Source organism: Bradyrhizobium murdochi (assembly GCF_000472965.1).
In the GTDB taxonomy this organism is placed as follows: Bacteria; Pseudomonadota; Alphaproteobacteria; order Rhizobiales; family Xanthobacteraceae; genus Bradyrhizobium; species Bradyrhizobium murdochi.
Window position 1 is genome coordinate 149,479 of the sequence record NZ_AXAU01000014.1, and the last position, 18,559, is coordinate 168,037.

Annotated in this window: 19 protein-coding genes and 1 pseudogene; 11 read left to right on the forward strand and 9 right to left on the reverse strand. The window is 59.5% G+C overall.

Annotation, left to right across the window (positions count from 1 at the left end; all coding sequences use genetic code 11):
* The first annotated feature begins 77 nt into the window (after window positions 1-77).
* From YUO_RS0124815 to YUO_RS0124845, 7 genes and pseudogenes are all read left to right on the forward strand, one after another.
* Entirely contained in the window at window positions 78-1,499 is a 1,422-nt protein-coding gene (locus YUO_RS0124815) for an ABC transporter substrate-binding protein (protein WP_028349705.1), read from the forward strand.
* A gap of 113 nt (window positions 1,500-1,612) precedes the next feature.
* Window positions 1,613-2,404, forward strand: coding sequence for an ABC transporter permease (locus tag YUO_RS0124820; RefSeq protein WP_051379635.1), 792 nt, complete (start codon window positions 1,613-1,615; stop codon window positions 2,402-2,404).
* Window positions 2,401-3,273, forward strand: coding sequence for an ABC transporter ATP-binding protein (locus YUO_RS0124825; protein ID WP_028349707.1), 873 nt, complete (start codon window positions 2,401-2,403; stop codon window positions 3,271-3,273). Before YUO_RS0124820 ends, YUO_RS0124825 begins: the two co-directional genes overlap by 4 nt.
* A 208-nt stretch (window positions 3,274-3,481) precedes the next feature.
* On the forward strand, window positions 3,482-4,126 hold the full coding sequence (locus tag YUO_RS41615; RefSeq protein ID WP_235782817.1) for a LysR family transcriptional regulator: 645 nt from the start codon (window positions 3,482-3,484) through the stop codon (window positions 4,124-4,126).
* A 555-nt stretch (window positions 4,127-4,681) separates the two neighbouring features.
* Window positions 4,682-4,946 (forward strand): annotated as a pseudogene (locus tag YUO_RS47895) (hypothetical protein).
* Window positions 4,947-5,062: 116 nt separating this feature from the next.
* Window positions 5,063-5,284, forward strand: coding sequence for a hypothetical protein (locus tag YUO_RS0124840; protein ID WP_028349708.1), 222 nt, complete (start codon window positions 5,063-5,065; stop codon window positions 5,282-5,284).
* A gap of 5 nt (window positions 5,285-5,289) precedes the next feature.
* Window positions 5,290-5,712 carry a hypothetical protein gene (locus YUO_RS0124845; protein ID WP_028349709.1) on the forward strand — a complete coding sequence of 141 codons (423 nt, stop codon included), beginning with the start codon at window positions 5,290-5,292 and terminating at the stop codon, window positions 5,710-5,712.
* 110 nt (window positions 5,713-5,822) lie between these two features.
* Here the strand turns inward: YUO_RS0124845 and YUO_RS47270 are convergent, their stop codons facing one another.
* The gene (locus tag YUO_RS47270; protein ID WP_235782818.1) at window positions 5,823-6,020 is read right to left on the reverse strand and encodes a hypothetical protein; all 198 of its coding nucleotides are present in this window, start codon (window positions 6,018-6,020) and stop codon (window positions 5,823-5,825) included.
* 709 nt (window positions 6,021-6,729) lie between these two features.
* On the opposite strand from YUO_RS47270, the gene YUO_RS41625 reads away from it, so the two are divergent.
* Entirely contained in the window at window positions 6,730-7,098 is a 369-nt protein-coding gene (locus tag YUO_RS41625; protein ID WP_051379621.1) for an HIT family protein, read from the forward strand.
* Between the two features lie 317 nt (window positions 7,099-7,415).
* Here the strand turns inward: YUO_RS41625 and YUO_RS0124865 are convergent, their stop codons facing one another.
* From YUO_RS0124865 to YUO_RS0124900, 8 genes are all read right to left on the reverse strand, one after another.
* On the reverse strand, window positions 7,416-8,753 hold the full coding sequence (locus YUO_RS0124865) for a nicotinate phosphoribosyltransferase (protein WP_028349712.1): 1,338 nt from the start codon (window positions 8,751-8,753) through the stop codon (window positions 7,416-7,418).
* A gap of 422 nt (window positions 8,754-9,175) precedes the next feature.
* Window positions 9,176-9,952 (reverse strand): MBL fold metallo-hydrolase, encoded by a 777-nt coding sequence (locus tag YUO_RS41630; RefSeq protein ID WP_063830316.1) that lies wholly within the window; start codon window positions 9,950-9,952, stop codon window positions 9,176-9,178.
* Between the two features lie 55 nt (window positions 9,953-10,007).
* On the reverse strand, window positions 10,008-10,835 hold the full coding sequence (locus tag YUO_RS0124875) for a CheR family methyltransferase (RefSeq protein ID WP_028349713.1): 828 nt from the start codon (window positions 10,833-10,835) through the stop codon (window positions 10,008-10,010).
* A 369-nt stretch (window positions 10,836-11,204) separates the two neighbouring features.
* A complete protein-coding gene (ligD, locus tag YUO_RS0124880) occupies window positions 11,205-12,119 on the reverse strand; it encodes a non-homologous end-joining DNA ligase (RefSeq protein ID WP_028349714.1) in 915 nt (304 codons plus the stop codon).
* Window positions 12,116-13,009, reverse strand: coding sequence for a non-homologous end-joining DNA ligase (gene ligD, locus YUO_RS0124885; protein WP_235782819.1), 894 nt, complete (start codon window positions 13,007-13,009; stop codon window positions 12,116-12,118). Before ligD (YUO_RS0124885) ends, ligD (YUO_RS0124880) begins: the two co-directional genes overlap by 4 nt.
* A gap of 10 nt (window positions 13,010-13,019) precedes the next feature.
* Window positions 13,020-13,514, reverse strand: coding sequence for a DNA polymerase ligase N-terminal domain-containing protein (locus YUO_RS41635; RefSeq protein ID WP_035727561.1), 495 nt, complete (start codon window positions 13,512-13,514; stop codon window positions 13,020-13,022).
* A 233-nt stretch (window positions 13,515-13,747) separates the two neighbouring features.
* Window positions 13,748-14,569 carry a phosphosulfolactate synthase gene (locus YUO_RS0124895; protein ID WP_028349716.1) on the reverse strand — a complete coding sequence of 274 codons (822 nt, stop codon included), beginning with the start codon at window positions 14,567-14,569 and terminating at the stop codon, window positions 13,748-13,750.
* A gap of 28 nt (window positions 14,570-14,597) precedes the next feature.
* Window positions 14,598-15,977: an MmgE/PrpD family protein gene (locus YUO_RS0124900; protein WP_028349717.1), complete on the reverse strand. Its 1,380-nt coding sequence runs from the start codon at window positions 15,975-15,977 to the stop codon at window positions 14,598-14,600.
* A 40-nt stretch (window positions 15,978-16,017) separates the two neighbouring features.
* Between YUO_RS0124900 and YUO_RS46470 the strand changes: the two genes are divergently transcribed.
* The 3 genes from YUO_RS46470 to YUO_RS41640 all read left to right on the forward strand — a co-directional run bounded on the left by YUO_RS46470 (window position 16,018) and on the right by YUO_RS41640 (window position 18,258).
* The gene (locus YUO_RS46470; protein ID WP_156908755.1) at window positions 16,018-16,185 is read left to right on the forward strand and encodes a hypothetical protein; all 168 of its coding nucleotides are present in this window, start codon (window positions 16,018-16,020) and stop codon (window positions 16,183-16,185) included.
* A 417-nt stretch (window positions 16,186-16,602) separates the two neighbouring features.
* On the forward strand, window positions 16,603-16,878 hold the full coding sequence (locus YUO_RS0124910; protein WP_028349718.1) for a DUF4167 domain-containing protein: 276 nt from the start codon (window positions 16,603-16,605) through the stop codon (window positions 16,876-16,878).
* Window positions 16,879-17,040: 162 nt separating this feature from the next.
* A complete protein-coding gene (locus YUO_RS41640; RefSeq protein WP_051379622.1) occupies window positions 17,041-18,258 on the forward strand; it encodes a site-2 protease family protein in 1,218 nt (405 codons plus the stop codon).
* The last annotated feature ends 301 nt before the right edge of the window (window positions 18,259-18,559 follow it).

Consider the following 18,559-nt stretch of genomic DNA (forward strand, 5'->3'; position numbering starts at 1 on the left):
ATGGCCAGTCCGCATTTGCAGGGAACGTCGACCCAACCAATCATGGGTGCAGCGCTTCCAACCGAATGGGGATGAACATGGTCCGCCAAGTCCAATCACTCTCGATAGCGATATCTGTAGCATCTGTGGCCTTGGCGCTGGCCCAGCCGGCCCTCGGCGAGACTATCAAGATTGGCATCGGTACGCAGGACACCACGACCAACACTGTGACGACCGGGATCGTCATCCGCCAATTGCGCCTGCTGGAGAAGTACCTTCCGACAGACGGCAAGTACGCCAATATCAAGTTCGAACTCGAATGGCAGAACTTCACCTCGGGTCCTCCCGTCACCAACGGCATGATGGCCAACAAGCTGCAGTTCGGTGCCATGGGAGACTATCCGCTCGTCGTCAACGGATTCACGTTTGAGAAAAATCCCGAAAGCAAGAGCCGCCTGATCGCGGTCGCGGCCTACAGCCTGTCCGGCTCCGGCAATGGTCTCGTCGTCCACAAGGACTCGCCGTATTACGAGCTCGCCGATCTCAAGGGCAAGCTGGTCAGCGTCCCCTTCGGATCGGCCGCCCACGGCATGGTTCTGAAGGCGATGCAGGACCGGGGCTATCCGGCGGATTTCTTCCAGCTGGTCAGTCAAAGTCCTGAAGTCGGTTCGACGAACCTTCAGGAAAAGAAGATCGACGGCCACGCCGACTTCGTCCCGTTCGCCGAGCTGCTGCCGTTTCGCGGATTTGCCCGCAAGATCTTCGACGGCGTAGAGACCAACCTGCCGACCTGGCACGGCGTCGTGGTCCGCACCGACTTCGCCGAGAAGTATCCGGAGGTCGTCGTCGCGTACATGAAAGCGATTATCGCCGCCAACCAGTGGCTCCGCGCCGACCCGAAACTTGCGGCGGAGAAAATCGCGGAATGGACCGGCATCAACAAGGAAGTCGTCTACATCTTCCTGGGTCCAGGCGGCAACATGACCACCGATCCCACCATCAAGCCGAGCCTGATCGACGCTGCAGAAGTCGACGTCAAGGTTCTGCAAAATCTCGGACGAATGAAGGAATTCGAACCGAAGAGGTGGGTCGACGACTCCTACATCCGCAAGGCCTATGCCGAGATGAAGCTGGACTACGAGGCCCAGCTCGCCAGCACCACGAACTACGAGATTTCCGGCGACGACAAGTTCTGCAAGAAGCCGATTTCGGATCCCCGCAAGTCCGGCGAGGTTTGGGTCGAGGATGAAGGTATCCTTCCGTTCAGCAGCGCCACCTGCACGCTCGGCGCCTATGCGGATTTCAGGACCAAGGGAAAGAAGATCAACGTCACCTACGTCTTCGACACGGCACGCGGCATCAAACTGTTCGCCGATCAGGCCTTCTTTGCGGTCGCCGGCGGCGATATCGCCCCGTTCCTGCTGAAGAAGGACGCCGAAGCCTTCGCCGCCAAGAACAACGGCAAGGTCTTTGGTTTCGAAGAGGCGGTGAAGTCGGCCGTGGGCGGAGGCAGGACATGAGCAGCAGCCCTGCGCATGCGCTGCATCCGACCGAACACCAAGCACCCAAGGTCGCCACTCAGCCGCCTCCTGCCGCCGCTGCGCCCGTCCACGAGCCCGCAACCTTCGCCGCCATGGTGGCGCGCTGGTACCGGCTCAACAAGAGCCGGCTGCGGGCGACGCTGATCGGCGCCCTTTCCCTGGTCGCATTTCTGATTGTCTGGCACCTGCTGACGAAATACCGCGTGGTGTTCTTCGTGCGCTTCACCAACGTCCCATCGCCGCTTGACGTCTACGACAGCTTCACAAAAGCAATCCACGACCCCAAATTCCTGATGCACATCCTGTTGAGCTGCCGCCGAATCATATTCGGCTTCGCGCTGGCGACCCTTATCGCCGTGCCGCTCGGTCTTGTCATGGGTCGCTTCAAGCTGATCCATGAAGTGGTGTTCCCGGTCTCCGAAGTGCTGCGCCCGATCCCCGCCATCGCCTGGGTACCGATGGCGATCATGCTGTGGCCGACAAACGAACAGAGCATTGTCTTCATTACCTTCCTCGGTTCGTTCTTTCCCATTCTGGTCAACACACTGCACGGCATGGTCCTGGTCGATCCGGTTCTGGTTCGGGCCGCACGATGTCTCGGGGCGAGGGAAACCTCCATCTTTCGTGAAGTATATTTTCCCGCTTCGCTTCCGCATATCTTCACCGGGCTTACCGTCGGGATGGGCGTTGCCTGGGTTTCGCTGATCGCGGCCGAGATGATCTCCGGCCAGTACGGGATCGGCTATTTCACCTGGGAAGCCTATTCGCTGGTCCAGTACGCCGACATCGCGCTCGGCATGATCGCGATCGGCGTACTCGGCCTGACGTCCAGCCTGCTGATCCGCTCCGCCGGAAGGCTCGCGATGCCGTGGGGACGCACATGAGTGTGATCGAGGCGAAGGCGGCGGCCGGCCACATCGAGGTCAAGAACTTTGCACTGAGCTACGAAACCATCGACGGGTCCGTGGCCGCCGTGACCGACACGCAGATCCATGTCAAGCCGGGCGAATTCGTCTCGATTGTCGGGCCGTCCGGCTGCGGCAAATCCACGTTGTTGAACGCGGTCGCAGGTTTCCTGAAGCCAACCGCAGGAACGGTCACGGTCGATGGCGAAGAGGTAAAGGGCCCGAGCGCCGAGCGCGGCATGGTGTTTCAGCAATACTCGCTTTTCCCCTGGAAGACCGTCCGGGAGAACGTCGAGTTCGGACTGAAGATGCGCGGCATGGACCGGTCCCGTCGCGAGAGAGCCGCACGCACCCTGCTCGGACTGGCCGGCCTCGAAGCGTTCGAAAAACACTATCCCGACCGCCTTTCCGGCGGCATGAAGCAACGCGTCGGCATTGTGCGCGCCCTGGCGACAGGGCCGAAAGTTCTCCTGCTCGATGAACCCTTCGGCGCACTGGATGCGCAAACACGGGTCATCATGCAGCAAATCCTCACCAACATGTGGCAGCGGCTGAAAATCTCGGTCCTGTTCGTGACACACGACATCGACGAGGCGATCTTCCTGTCCGACCGCGTCTATTGCATGACGGCCCGGCCCGGCTCAATCAAGGCCGAAATTCCCATTCCGCTGGAGCGGCCTCGCCAGCAATCTATGATGATGTCGTCGGAATTCCTTGCGCTGAGACGCGGCCTGATGTCGTTGATCCGCGAGGAAAGCCTGAAAGCCATGGGGGGCGAAATCAGCGACCAAGGCTTGCAGGGGCTCAACATCGACTTGCACGGACAGTCTTTAGCCGACGTACTTTGAACCGTTGTTCCTGAGGACCGATCAGAGACCCAAATCCAAGCCCGTCACACAACAGCCTTGCGCTCGATAAACGCCACTGCATCATCAATCCCGTCATCGGCTCGTCCGGCACTGACAGGCGCACTACGCCTCCTTTATTGGCACCATCATTTCGCGTCCAAGCACGAAAATTGCATGAAACTGCCTTGGCTGGACAACGAGCAGAGCCATGAACCTGATCAACCTGGACATACGGATGCTGCGCTCGCTGATGTCAGTCGTCGAGACCGGGAGCATCACCGAGACCGCACGGCGGCTGGGCCGTACTCAACCCGCAATCACCCTTCAATTGCAACGGCTTGAGAAACTTACCGGAAAGGCCATCTTCATTCATGAAGGCCGGCGGCTGTTCCTGACGGCCGAGGGTGAGACGGTTCTGAGCTATGCGCGGTCGATCCTCGGTTTTCACGACGAGCTGCTGTCGCAGCTCACCTTGCCCGACATCGACGGGCACGTCGTGCTCGGCACGCCCGACCTTTATGCCGCCTTCATGCTGCCGTCGATCCTCAAGATCTTTCGCAAGGCCTTTCCGCGCGTCCAGCTCGAGCTGAACTGCTCGCTTTCAACGCCGCTGGTCGGATGCGTGAAGCGCGGCGAAGTCGATATCGCCCTGGTCACCCGCATGAACGATTTTACGGGCGGACAGGTGGTGCGCCAAGAGCAATTGATCTGGATGACCGGCGAGCAGTCCAGCCGCTGCTCACGGATCATCGCGGCAACCATCGAAACGCCATCCAGCTGTTGGATCGTGAAATGTACGTCGGGCAATTGCTCAGAGATCACCTCGAAGAACGTCTGCGGATTTGTGACGTGATCCCGGAGCGCGTACGCAGCGTCCTGAGCAAGGTAAGTCGCGAGGTCGCCGTCGGTCATCCCACCGAAATTGAAGTCATAGTGGGTACGGTCCTTTATCGATCGCCGAATCAGCTCGCTTTGCTGCTTTGCCTCCATGAAAAGCAAGAACACCGCATCCGGCAGATTTTCGCGCGGCACTTTCTTCAAGTCCGCGATCCTAACGTAAATAGTTGCCGGCACGCTTGTTCCGCTCGTATCGCGCCTGAGCCGCCTCGGCGTCATGCTCGCGTAGTCTCTTCTCGTCGCGTTTTTCCAAACATCCTTGCGTCCTCCGGCCCGCGATATAGGTCGGTTCTCGCACCATAAGAAAGATTAAAATCACAGCGAGCGTGAAGGGCTCCGCTGGATGCAGGACCGTACCGTAGCCGGGGTTGACAGACCTAACACGCGGGCTGGGCCTCGTGCACCGGTAGCACGTAGACAGCAGCACAATCTTCAATTTTCGAATCCCTGCTCTGGCAGCCGGAACCGATGACGGGGCGTCAGGATTCGTCCCGAGCAGGGCCTATTTCGAATGCTGATGTTCAAGGAACGCGGCCCGTGATCCGGACGCTACGCGGTTGGGCGATCTCCGTCCTGCAGGAGGCTGGCGCCATCTGCGAATGCGAAGAGCACGGCTGGATGCAGGATCGCGGCGATCCGCACGCCCGGCAGAGTGCCTTCGACATCGCCCGAAAGGAACCGCCGTGCGGCCTCTCTCTCCGGAGCAAGCGGTCCCAGAGGTTCGGGATTTGCTGGACTCGATCGGCGATACCTGCCCGGAGTGCTCGCCGGCCTGAATGCGGGCCGCCCGAGCTGGATCTTCCGATTGAAGTGTTCTTCTATTGAAAGTCCGTCAGGTCGGTCCGATACTGGGTGGGGTCCTTTGGCTATCATCAATCCGAGGAGGACGATCATGGCAATCCAGATCGTGATGGACCGCACCGGCGACAGCCGTCACCCTTTCAACCCCGACGACGTACAGGAAGTGGCGAAGGCGGAGCAGCGGTTCTATGAGCTGACGAAGGCCGGCTTCACCGCCGCGGTCCGGACGAGTTCCGGTCAGACCTCGCAGATCCGAATGTTCGACGCCACTGCGGAACAAACCCTCTTCTTCCCCAGGTTGGTCGGCGGTTAGTCGCTATGTTTGGTTTTCGACCGTTGCTGCCGGGTGCCCGCTCCCGCCTGAGAGCGACGCGAAGCCTCTTCATCAGGCACGGCGCCGAGGGCACGCCGGAGGGCCGGTCGCTGCGGCTATTGCAACAATGGCTGTCGCCGAGCCAGCGGGAGCAGTTCGGCAGAAGGGGCTACTTTGAGGTCGTCGGAAGCGACAGTGGAAAGCGGTACAGGATTCACGCCGGAGCCTCGGTGAACGTGTGTGAGATTGACGAAAGAGGCCGCTTGCAGGAGGGGTTGTGTTTCATGCCAATCGGCGCGCTGCCGATCGGAGACGTCATGCTCGCCCAGAAGATCGCGCTGGAGACCTGCGAGGACAAGGCGCGCGCCGTGGCCCGCAGGTTCACTCCGAACGGCTTCCATTTCAGACAAACCCGACCTCTCGGCTGACGCCGCGGACCTCATCGCGGCTGCGGCGGAGCCGTTCTATGCCGACTTCCGCTGCGGCTTCGACCGCTGGGAAAAGAATAGCCCCTGTCGCCAGATGCCAACACACACAGTCACTCGAGTCCGATACGTAGGAGGGCTCGTGCCACCTCGAGCTCGCTGATAGCTCCACGTAGTGCTTTTCGCGCTGCTGTCTTGTCGCCATTTTCGCAGGCCGCACACAGCTCTTTGAGATAGTCGGCCGCCGATTCCGCGTGCGCGACAAGCTCCGCAGCACCAGTAAAACTGCTTCGGCGTTTTGTGTCCATCATGGAACCCAGTCCCGATCTCGTCTGCCCACCGTATTGGCGGCATTCGCGAACGTGCTATGCGCGCAGCATTTGTCACAGGCTGCACGGGCCCTCGGTCCGCCTCGTTCGGTCGGCGACTTATGTCCCCCTTATCCGGTTCGCGATGATCGGTTGCTGCAGCTCCCGTCCCGTCGATCCGCAGGTAGACACTCTGTCGCGTGCGAGGCCCGCCAGCAAGCTGCGCTCCCGGTCAACTGAATGCTCGCCAGCATTACACTTATGAGCCCCCCTCGACACATTTCAAGAAGGCATCGTTCTGGGGATGTATTTAAGACGTAACTAGGCGGTGAGATGCATGCCGATATCAATCTGGCATCGCGCCCCTGGCTTCCTTGCCATTATCAGCTCGCCCATCCCGTTAAGCTCTTCTGCTGCCCGTCGTTTGGCACCTCTGCCAACTGCACAGACAATAACTGCCATGATATAGGTCGGTTTGCGCCCAGAATTGCGAGATCGCGACCATTGGAACTGATGCACATGATCAGCTATGACATCGGCATTCTGCAAAGCAGCTTAGCGAAGATCAACTAAATGGCTCATCGGTAACTGCAATGAAAGCGGTACGACCGCATACCTTCGGTGGTTCCGAAATGGCTGAGGCCCCGATGAAGTTCCGATGCTCTCAGCCACACGACGACGCTCAACTGAACAAAGACGGCCGAGGTGAACGATGCCCGATTGTATCTTCTGCAAGATCGTCGGCGGCGAGGTTCCGTCTACTATCGTCTATGAGGACAGAGAATATGTTGCGTTCCTCGATATTCGTCCACAGTCGCCAGGTCATACCCTGGTGATCCCCAAGAGCCACGTTCGATGGGTCTGGGATGTGCCGGATGTCGGCGCATACTTCGAAGTGGTGCGAACGATCGCGCGGGCCATGCAGAAGGCATTCTGTCCGGAAATACACGCGCGCATTCTCGGTGAAGAAGTACCGCATGCGCACATTTGGCTCTACCCTGCTCCGGGCCGGACAACGGGCGACCCGAGGAATCTCCAATCGAATGCGAAGAGGATTCGCGACGCACTTGCGACCTCATGATCAGAAGAGGCGGCCGTGAGCCGATCGATGCAGCGCGTCACGCTGGGATGCGCTGAACAATAACTTTGCCTTGTTGCCCCGATCCTTGTGGCCTCCTGTGGACTTTAATTCTCCCTCGGGCACCACACAACTTACTGGCAAGCATCAAGGCCGTCCGCAACACTCAAGCCGGCGCGGACAACCAGCCGAAACGCCCGCCGAAGGCCAAAAAGATCGCGGCCAGCGTCGATTAATTCCGCCGGTCCACCAGCTATCCAATTATCCGAGATACGACCGGCTTTCGCGACCAGCGCGAAAGTTTCACAAGGAAAAGTCGCTTACTTCATCCGCAGGTCGACAGCGGCTGCCAGCTCATGGAGCCTTGGTGCGATATGGACAAGATAGGGAGGCGCTGGCCCACATGCCTCGAATCCCTGCGGCAACGCGTTCAGCTGTTGACGTGCGTGCAACCTGATCTCCTGGAGCGACGGTTGACGATCTATTCGGCGGCCCGCCCGCATGACAGATCCGATCAATGGCTCGCCGTCATGGTGGTCATCTTGCACCGACAACACATCTGAAACCATGCGTCCGTCAGGGCCATAGCGTCGCCATACCTGCTTGCGCCCCGGCCAGGTTGCCTTTCCTGTCGAGCGCTTGCGTCGCGGCAATCCAGCATATTCCTGCAGCTTGTATGCACAATCGAGCGCTGGCTCGTCTGACGAGGTTGCGACGCTGGTACCGATCCCGATTCCGTTGATCGGAGCGCCTTGCCGCGCGAACGCGGCCAGCGTGTCTTCCTCAATGCCGCCGCTCGCAAAGATGATCGTCTCCTTGAGCCCACCTTCGTCCAGAATTCGCCGCACACTCTTCGAGAGCTCTATCAGATCACCGCTGTCGATGCGAACGCCTCGAATTGTGATTCCACGCGCCTGCAACCGAGAGGCCAGCGCTACCACCTTTCTCGCCGCCGTCTCGGTATTGTAGGTATCGATCAGGAGAACCAGGTCTTTCGGCCGTACGCGAGCGAAAGCTTCGAAGGCCGCTAGTTCGTCATCGAATGACTGAATGAAGGAGTGCGCCATTGTACCGTACACGGGAATGCCAAAACATTTCTCGGCAAGAACGGTCGCGGTGCCTGCAAAACCCGCAATATAGCTTGCGCGGGCGACCATCAGACCTGCTTCCGCGCTGTGCGCTCGGCGCAGCCCGAAATCAACCAGCAGCTTGTCCGGCGCGAGAAGCACCATGCGAGCCGCCTTTGATGCGATCAGTGACTGGAAATGCAATATATTGATCAGCTGCGTCTCGACGAGCTGCGCTTCCGGCAGCGCGGCCGTGACCCGAAGAATCGGCTCGTTGGGAAAGAATACGTTTCCTTCCGGCATGGCGTGTACGTCGCCGCTGAAGCGGAAATTGGCGAGATAGTCGACCAGGCGCGCGCTGAACCTGTCGCTGCTTGCAAGCCAGTCTAGCTCTTCTTCGGAGAAGCGCAGATTTTCGAGAAACTCCAGTGCCTGCTCCAGTCCTGCTGCCACGAGAAAGCTCCTCGGCGGCGGCAGCTTGCGGACGAAGAACTCGAACACGGCGGTGTCGGTCTGGCCCGATTCCAAATAGGCCTGGATCATGTTTAATTGATACAGATCCGTCAGAAGCCCGCTCGGCAAACTATTCATCTGTAAAACCCCCGAACGTTCCCTCTTGAATGGGCGCACGAGCCGTAACCCATCTGGCCATGGGAGGTCGGCGCTCGTACTTCAAAATGCGCACTAGAACGCGTTCACCAGTCTGTGGTTCCGACGAGAGGTCTGTGATGAGCAACACTCCCGATCTAGCCATTTCTTCAACCAACGCGACTACGATCCTGCAGTTCGATGTCAATGATTGACCGTCCGGACTATTCTTCATGCTTTAACCGCAGGTCACTCCATCATCCTGCTCACATGGAGGCGACTGCGATCATCCGCAGTTCGAATGAAGACGAGCAGATCGACCTAGTAACCTAGGCATGGCTCCGCTTGCGGAACATCGCTGACCACATCTAAAGCACCCGTCCAAGCGCGCAGCCTCTATGCAGCAACGAACGCTTGCGGCAGAATCAGCTACGGTCAACTCGTGCGCGTTGATTTCGGTGCATCAGTTTATCCGATCTAGACCCGAAGGTCAGGCGGTCTCCGTCACGAGCAACACGTGCATCAATCCCATGCTCGCGGCCCAGCCGGCGCACCAAAAACTGGGCGACCCGCGCGCCGGTTCGTACGATCTGCGATCCACAATGTGTGAAGATGGCCCGTTTAACGTGCGCTATCGCGCACCAGTCGAGCTGACGGACAATGGGAGCATGACCCACCAGCACGCCATCCTTGCTCCGCACCATTGAGCGGCTTACGGTCGCGCCATCGCCGATATAGAGGTCGATCCGGTGAAGCACATCGGAAGGCTTCGGCAATCCGGCAACGTCCGGCACATAGAAGAAATTACAGCCGGGCGCCGAGACCCGATAGCCCACGGCAGGAGCACGGACCGAATGCTGGACCGGGAAGGCCTTGAATCGCACGTCGCCGATCTGCACCTCCCTTCGCAACGGCAGCCTCCGCCCCTCGGCGATCGGCAGGCGACGGAGCGATCTCCAGGTTGCCGCGGTCGCATAGACCGTACAAGGGGCACCATCGGCGAGACCTGCCGCATGGTCGTCGTGCGCATGTGTAAGGACAATCGCCGTCGGGCCGATTGCGCGAAGACGATGTAGCCAATCGGTACCGCAGTCGATCATGATGCGCGAGCTACCGTGCTCAATCAGCAGCGCGCTGTGACGTCGATGCTGGCGCGAGCGCATTTCAATTTCGCCGCGCGTTCCAAGAAATGTCAGTTTCATGTCACCAGACCCTGCCCTGGGCAGCGGCAATCGATCGTAGGATTGGTACGAAAACTCAACGCTCGGCGACCTCAATCCGTTCGAAAATCTGCGGCGCGCCACACAGGGGTCTCAACATCGGCTCGACGCTCGGCAGCCGCTCATGCGTTCCAATGACGAGATAGCCGTGCGGCGCAAGGCGATCCATGATGCCCCTCAGCACATGACGTTGCAACGATTCCGCGAAGTAGGTGAACGCGATGTTGCGGCAAAGAACGAGATCAAACGTCCATGCTGGTCCCCCTCTCCGCAAGTCCTGAGGCAGGAATTCAATTCCTTCCCGATGTTTCGGCTTGATGCAGTAGAGGAGCCCGACCCGGTCGAATGCCTGCTCAATCAACCGCGGCGGGAATTCGCCGAGGCTGGTTGGCTCAAAGCACCCTCGCCGCGCCCTTGCGAGAACGGTTTCATCGATATCGGTCGCCACGATTGACACCGACGCATCGGGAAACTCACGCGCTACATCGTAGTCCCAGATGACTTTCAACGTGTATGGCTCTTCGCCAGACGCGCAGCCGGCAGACCAGATGCGGACCATTCTTCCTTCGCGAACGGCCCGCGCCCCGATCTTAGGAAGCACGCGTTCGCGCAAGGTCTCGTACACGCTCCTGTCGCGATAGAAACGGGAAATGGTCACGACGCAGCAATTATCAAAGGCCATCCACTCGGCCGGATCGGCCTCGAGGTGGCGGCGGTAGGCCGCAAAATCGGCAAGTCCGAGTTCGCGGATTCGCCGGTTCAGGCGCCTGCAGACTTGGCGGCGCACCTTACGAAAACCGGGCCAGCGGAAATCGCGCTGCGCGAGCGCCCATTGGAGAAAACCGGTGCAATCTCGATCGTCCATGGAACTGCCGATCAAGCGTGGTCAAACTGCTTGGCGGACCGCTCGCCGGCGGCGAATACCCGTTGTTGCCACCGGCAGCGGAGACATATCAAAAGTACCAGCAATAGCCGCGCCGGCAAACGCGATGGTGCGGGTCGCGGAACGCCAGCAATGGCAGTATCAGTGATAGCCAGGCTTGTTTAGTCGAGCATCCAGTCTAGGCGCTACTAGGCAAGGGCGTCGTCGGCCCCGACTCGTCCTGGATGCCAAGTCAGCCTAGGGACGCATGCGAATCCCTGCTGGCGAGCAGCCCTTTGTCAGCGAGCTCTTGAGCGGCCTCCTGGCGGCAATCTGGCGGGGCGCGCCCGGGCGAGATCACTTTGGCCTGGCTTATGATCGCGAGGTGCTAGCGCGCGCCTTCGAGTCCCTCTCAAGGCTGCGGACGATGCGATGCAGGTCGGTTCGTTGTTTAAGGATTGGCTTCAGCGGGTCGCCTCTGGTTTTCAGTCGTCTGAAGATGGTCTTGATGGTAAATCGCCGCGGATTCAGACCCTTTCTTACTTCGCGCCAATCCAGGGGAGTTGAAACCGTCGCACCCGGCCAGGGTCGTAGCGAATATGGCGCCGCCGCAGTCTGGCCGATCGCATTCCGCATATAATCGAGGTAGACTTTTCCGCGCCGTTTTCCGATTCGATGTTGCGTTGTGGCCAGAGCGGGTATTTCGGCTTCGATTCGTTCAGCCAACAGCTTCGCGAAGTGACGGACTTGCGCAAAGGTATATTTCCCGCCGAATGGGACCAATACATGGATCCCCTTCTTGCCTGAGGTCTTGCAGTAGCTTTTCACGCGCAACCCCTCCAGGACCTGGCGCGCCGTTTGTGCAACGGCGATAACGTCGTCGAAAACGTCACCTTTACTCGGATCGAGGTCAAGGATCATGAAATCCGGCTTGTCGGGATGCGCGATGCGCGAAGACCATGGATTGATTTCGATGCAGCCGAGGTTGGCGAGATAGAGAAGAGTGTCCTTGTTGTTGCAGACCACGTAGTCCACAGTCTTTCCAGCGCTTTTGGCGCGCAGCGAAACGCTCTTGACGAATCGAGGCAGTCGCTTGGGATCGACGTCTTTCTGAAAAAAATGGTTGCCTTTGATGCCGTCTGGAAACCGATTGAGGGCTTCGGCCCGGTCTTTGACATAAGGTAGCAGGTAAGGCGCAATCTTCTCGTAATAGGCTATCACGTCGCCCTTGGAGTACCGCTCCTTCGGCCAGAAAATCTTGTCAAGATTGGTAAAATTTGCGGTCATGCTCGCTCTCGCCTGACTTGCCGCGCAGGCTTGTCCGTGCGCAGGCCGAGGAACACGGGATGACGCATCTCGCCCTTGCGAGTCCATTCGGTGAACTTCACTTGGCACACGAGCCGCGGTTTGATCCACGTCGTCTGGGCTTCGTGCGGAACGTCCGTGAATGGCTGCTGGCCGGTCTTCAGCTTCACCATGCGGGCATGCAGCGTCGCGAGCATTTCGGTCGAAAAGCCCCCGCCGCTGTGACCGGCGTAAACGAGTTTACCCTTCTCGTACACGCCCAGCACCAGTGAGCCGAAGTGCTTGCGGCTGCCGCGCGGTGCGGTGAAGCCAACAATGATAGCTTCCTGCTCGTGGCCGGTCTTTATCTTTAGCCATTCTCTCGTGCGCTTGCCGGAATAATACCGACCGGACACACGCTTGGCGATGACACCTTCCTCGCCCGCGCGTTTTGCCTTGTTGAATGCTGCTTGGCCGTGTTTCTTTCGATGGACGCTGAAACGGATCAATGGATGGCTGCCCAGAATAGCGTGCAGGCGCTGCTTGCGCTCGACCAGTGGTGCGCCGCGCAAATCATTGTCGTCGAGGAAGAGCAGATCGAAGACGTAATATCGGAGGCGCGCTTTGCCCTTCAGGGCGTTCTGCAACAGTTGAAACCGCGATCGGCCGTGCGCGTCGAGGGCCACCAGTTCGCCATCGATCACGGCTTTGCGCTTGATAATGTGGAGCGCTTCGGCGATCGCGGCGTAACGTCTGGTCACGTCATTGCCATTGCGCGAATAGAGGGAAGCGTCTCCGCCTTCGGTTTTTGCAACCAAACGGAAGCCATCCCATTTCGTCTCGAAAATCCACTCCTTATCGTCGAACGGTGCGTCGATCAGGGTTGCAAGCATCGGCCTCAGGTCACTTTTTCGCATGCTTCTTGATCAGCAGCCATTGCTTCGGGCTTTTCAAGCGCACGAGCGAATACGTTCCCCTGAGCTTGCTCCCATTGAGAACGAAGCTCATGCGCCCTCGCCGCAACCCTGCCCGCATGGATCGCTCGCTCTCCGCAAGATTGTGAGCGCCTTCAGCGGCGTAGGTTCCTGCGTCCCATTTTTCCACGGTCCCGGCACCGTACTCGCCCTCGGGTATCGTTCCCTCGAAATCCTTGTAAGCGTAGGGATGATCCTCAACCTGCACGGCGAGGCGCTTGTCCGCAGACCTTCTGGGCGGGCCTTTGGGGACGGCCCAACTCTTGAGCACGCGGTCCAGCTGCAGTCGAAGATCATGATGCACGTGCGAGGCGCGATGCTTTTGGACGACGAAGATCAGCTCCTTCGCCCTTCGATGCGCCCTCGCCCGCGGCTCTGGCGTCTTCCGAAAATTGCGTTTCCTGCGATAGGCGGTCAGCGTCATTTGCGGTCCCCGCTCGGCATCGGAAAACGCCCGCTAGCGATCGCTGGTTCCGGAATTTGGACAGCAAATGCCCCAGATGCTCCTGAGGCCGGCCGGAGCTCGTCGCTGGCGACCCTTGGGAGGGAATACCGCGGATCGGTTCCGCCGAGACCGACGCGCGCGTCCCGCGGCGCACAGCATGCCAAGGCTCTGGGTGAAATGACGACTTCCATAGCGATTCCCGGCTGCACGACTCATGGAGCAAAGTTTTGAATGCGGCCCCACGTGCTCTTGGTGCCCCAGATGCCGGACCGCAACGCCTCGAGCTGTATGATCTGGCTGTGATCGACGAACAGATTGACCTCGTTTCCATAGTTCTTGATGTACCATTCGAATACCGCGGGATCGGCGCCTTCGAACATGACCTTTTCGAGCCCAAGTTGATTGATGATACGGGCCACCACGTCGGTGCGCCATGCGCTCACATTTTCGGTGATACCTTCGCTTTCGATCATGATGATGTCAGCGCCGGCGTTTAGCGCGAGCTCGGCCTGGGCGATCAGCCAGCCGACATCCTTGGTGCCCTCGGCTGCGAGTTCCTCGGCCGCGGTGCTACCCCCAGCGCCGAACTGAATGCCGAGTTCGGGCTTGGCTTTCAGCCCGGCGCTTTTCACCTTCTCGATCAGGCGTAGGAGGCTATCCGTTGGTAAGCTGATGAAGCCGGTCGAGATTTCAATGACATCGAAGCCGAGAGCCTTGGCTTCCTCAATGTAGCGATCAACCACTTCCGGTCCAAAACGCAGCACATTTTCGATCCAGCCGCCGGTCGACACGTAAACATCTTGATCGTGTGCCAGCCTATTTATGCTCTTCACAGCGTCCGCGGGCATCAGCGCGAACGACCCGCCTGCATACTTGATCCCATCGACCCAGGCGCCGACCGTCTCCAAGACATCGGCGAGATGACGCGGACCATAAGCGCTGTAATAGGGTCCTCGAACTTCGGTAAGTCCGGTCTTGCGCGGCTTTGCCGAGCGCGCCGCCCGGGGGATGAAAGAAAATGTGGTCTCGGTCATCGGTCTCGTCCTTCTACGCGCACGGATATCATGTGGCAGCGGCATGCGAGCGAATATCGCCGAGCAACTCCGTCAGGTCAGCGATCGGGCGTTCGTCGAGCGTAGCGATTACGTCGGCTATCGCCGCCCGCTCCGCCGCGGTGGTGAAGGTACGGCTCACGCGATCGAACTTGGCTCGCGCTGCCGTCCAATCAAAGGGACTGGTGTGAAAACCGTGATAATCTTCCCGCTGCACGGAAAAGACGGTGCCATCCTCCAGCTCCGCTTCGAGCTCGGCTGGCAAGCGCTGTGGGAATAGTGCCGATAGCCGCGCTTCCGGCGTAATGGTTATGTTGCGCAGCATCTGTTGAACATCGGGGCCGGCTATGCGATCGGGCGCGTACTGCTCGGGCTGCACCTGGCCGTCAATAAGGGCAACCGCCAGCATATAAGGAAGGCTGTGATCAGCCTCCTCCTTTGTTCGCACAATTCGTTTGTCGCCTTCCTCTCCGCCACCGATGATCTGATGGGCCACCGCAAAGGTCTTGAGCCGCACGGCCCGCACCGCGATGGCTGCAAAGTCCGGATTCGCGCGAATATCCAGGGCCGCATCGATAGCCGACTGCGCATGGATTTCGGCATTGTGCTTTTTCAATATGGTAAGGCGCACACGCTCCAGATCTTCCTTCGACCAGTCTATCTCGAATGGCCCAGCGATCGTCTCCATGAACCCCTTATTGCCTTCAAAAACCGCCTCCGGTCCGGTAATGCCGCGTGCCGCAAGCAACGCAGCATATGTTGCCGCCATGGCTGTGTTCGGATAGGCGAGGCCCTTCCAGTGCGACAGCGCGCCGGTGCGGGTCACGCGGAGCGCGTTGTTCGCCGTGCCGCTGATGGCGATTGCGTTGGCAACCTGATCGCGCGAGAGAGCGAGCGCCTTGGCAGCTCCGGCCGCTGCGGCGTAGGCGCCTTGGGTTGTGTGGTCGAACCCCTTGTTTCGTACCGGAGCAACATCGCTCAAACGGGTTTGGATCTGATATGCGACTGCGAGCGCGGTCAAAAAGTCCGCCCCGGTTGCCTGCTTCATCTCTGCTGCCGCCAGAACCGCGCCGAGATTGTCGGACGGATGACAGGTCTCGCCTTCGGCTAGATAGCTGTCCATGAAATCGAGATATCGGCTGAGCGCGCCATTGAAGAAGGCCGCCCGGTCCGGCGCGGTCTTGCCGCCTCCGATGAGGGTTGATAGGGGGCGACCACCGAGTTCGGCTATAAGCTTGCGAATGGCGCCGATGGGGCCGGCGTCAAGTGCACCCAGCGCGACGCCAATGGTGTCCAGCACGCGGATTTTCAGCTGCTCCACGGCCGCAATGCTGAGGTCGGCAAAACGCGCGCGCTCGACAAAACCGGCCAGTATCTGCACCTGGGTCATAGCCGGGCTCCTTGATTTAGATGTGGTATGGAGGGATCGAATGATCAAACGACACTTGCTCGACAAGGGTCTCATCGCGCTGAGCCCGAAAGGCCTCTGGTCGGGTTCCGTCTCAGAATTGATCGCGGCCGCCTCGGCGATGGCCGCGGCTCACAACATTGCGTTGCTTCCTCATCCTTCTCCGGCCGCCAGCCCGCAACCGGGCTGAAGCGGCTCCAAACATCCCTGTCCCGAAGCGGCCCGCCGCCACTGTCTTCCCCTACGGCGGCTTCCTAATTGCCAATGGTCGCAGGTTAGCGTCGCCTGCCCGTTCTTCGGAACGTTGCACAGACACACCGCCATCAGGCTGCGTCTGGGGACTGCGACGCACCGCCGTCTTGAACGAGACTGCCTCTGCAAACAACATTGAAATCGGCGTTCTGACTTCCCATATAATTGCTAGTCAGCGGGCCATCCGTTCGACCGAGACTTGGTTTGAATCCAAGTTGCGAACTTTCCGTACAGCCATCGAAGCCGAACTGCTGCGCCATTGCAGCGTAATGGCCGACCGCTGTTACATTTATACCTGACACATCCCCAAACCAGAGTCGCACGGCTTGCGCCGGCGCGACGGGTATAGACTGATATGAAGACACTATCTGAACGCAACCGCTCGACCGCACAGCCGCGTCCAAACAAGAAAATGGCGCGCGACGTGAGACCGCGAAGATCCCAGTTCCGAAAGACCGAACCTGCAGGGATTCGCCACCAGGCGCGCGCTCCTCAAGACGCACAAAGGAACTACGAACGCTACCTGGCACTGGCTCGCGCCGAAGCCCTGGCCGGCGACCCGATCGCCGCCGAGAATTACTTCCAGCACGCCGAGCACTATTTCCGGTCAATGCAGCAGAGCTCGTCCTAAAGGGTGCCGGGTCGAACGAAATTGCGCTCCGCACCTTCGGGATCGATCATCGAAACCTCCCGGACAGTTCCACAAAGGGAGTGCTGCCGAGAACAAACGGCCAAATTGGAACTTGCTGAACCGGTAGGGTGTTCTTCGCCAATTGGCGGACAAGAGGAGCCGATGTTCCTGCACCGCATCAAGGTTCTCACCCTTGCCGGATTTACGGTGTGGATCGACGCGTCATGGCTCATACTGGCAGCACTATTGACCTGGACGCTGGCTCTCGGCGAATTCCCGCGCATCGTCCCAAATTTGTCAACCGCGACCTACTGGTGGATGGGGTTGGCCGGCGCGGTCGGACTCTTCATCTCGATCGTCCTGCACGAACTGACCCATGCGCTCATTGCGCGGCGTTACGCCATGCCTATCACTGGCATCACGCTGTTCATCTTCGGCGGCGTCGCCGAACTGCACAAGGAGCCGACTAGCGCCAAGGCCGAGTTTCTTATGGCGATCGGCGGGCCGATTACCAGCATGGTGCTTGGTACCATCCTGCTCGCAGTCGCGGCCGCAGGCCAGGAAGCCTTGTCGCCAGCAGCATTTGGCGTTGTCGATTATCTGGGCGATCTCAACTGGATTCTGGCGCTGTTCAATCTCATCCCTGCTTTCCCGCTCGACGGTGGACGGGTGCTGCGCGCCGGGCTTTGGGGCTGGATGAACGACTTTGGCCGCGCCACGCATATCGCGGCGGGTGCGGGCGAGTTCTTCGGCATTGCCATGATCCTGTATGGAATCCTGGAATTCGCAACCGGGAACCCGATCGCGGGCATTTGGCTCTCCTTCATTGGATTGTTCCTGCACGGCGCCGCTGGTGCCGCGCGGCGAGACTTGGCGATTCGCCGCACCTTCGCGGGGCTTCCGGTTTCAGTGCTCATGCAGCGCAATCCTATCGGAGTGGCGCCCGATCTTTCGATCGCCGATCTGATCGAGCAGTACTTCTACCGCTACTATTTTAAAGCCTTCCCGGTGCTGCGGGATCGCGAGCTTGTCGGCTGTATCATGGCGAAGGATGTGCGCGATCTGCCACCGGGCGATCGCACACGAATCCGAGTGGCGGACGTCATGCACCCCTGCTCGTCGGAAATCATTGTTCCTCCCGATCTGGAAGCATTGGATGCACTCGTAAAGATGCAGAGCGGCCAGCACAGCCGGCTGCTCGTCGTGGAACAGGGACGTCTGCGCGGCATCTTGGCACTATCCGATATGCTGCAATACCTCTCCCTCAAGCAGGAGCTCGATCGGACCATCCAAGACTCTTCGCTGGGTGCATCCGGGACACAGGGCACATCCAGGACTGGTCCAGCGGATGCAGCCCGACCTTCTCAAGCAGCCCCTTAGCGAAATAGGATCGGCAAGGTGGCTGGCCCGCTCGGCTTCGTCGGAAGCGGCGTAGCAGAGGAACGTCCGACCACTACATGAATGCGTCGACTAAGGCGGCTACCCAACTCAGACCCGATGATTGCTGATCAGGCGGCCATCAATGCCACCTGGTTCTTGCGACGTCCGCGCACAAAGGCGCGGTCGGCAGGCTCGCTCCGGAATTGCTCATAGCCGCCGATGCCTTCGTAGTGGGGATCAAATCGCCGCAGCCGTAGAGTAAACCTCGATCGCCTTGGCGCACCTACGTCATCCTCAAGCC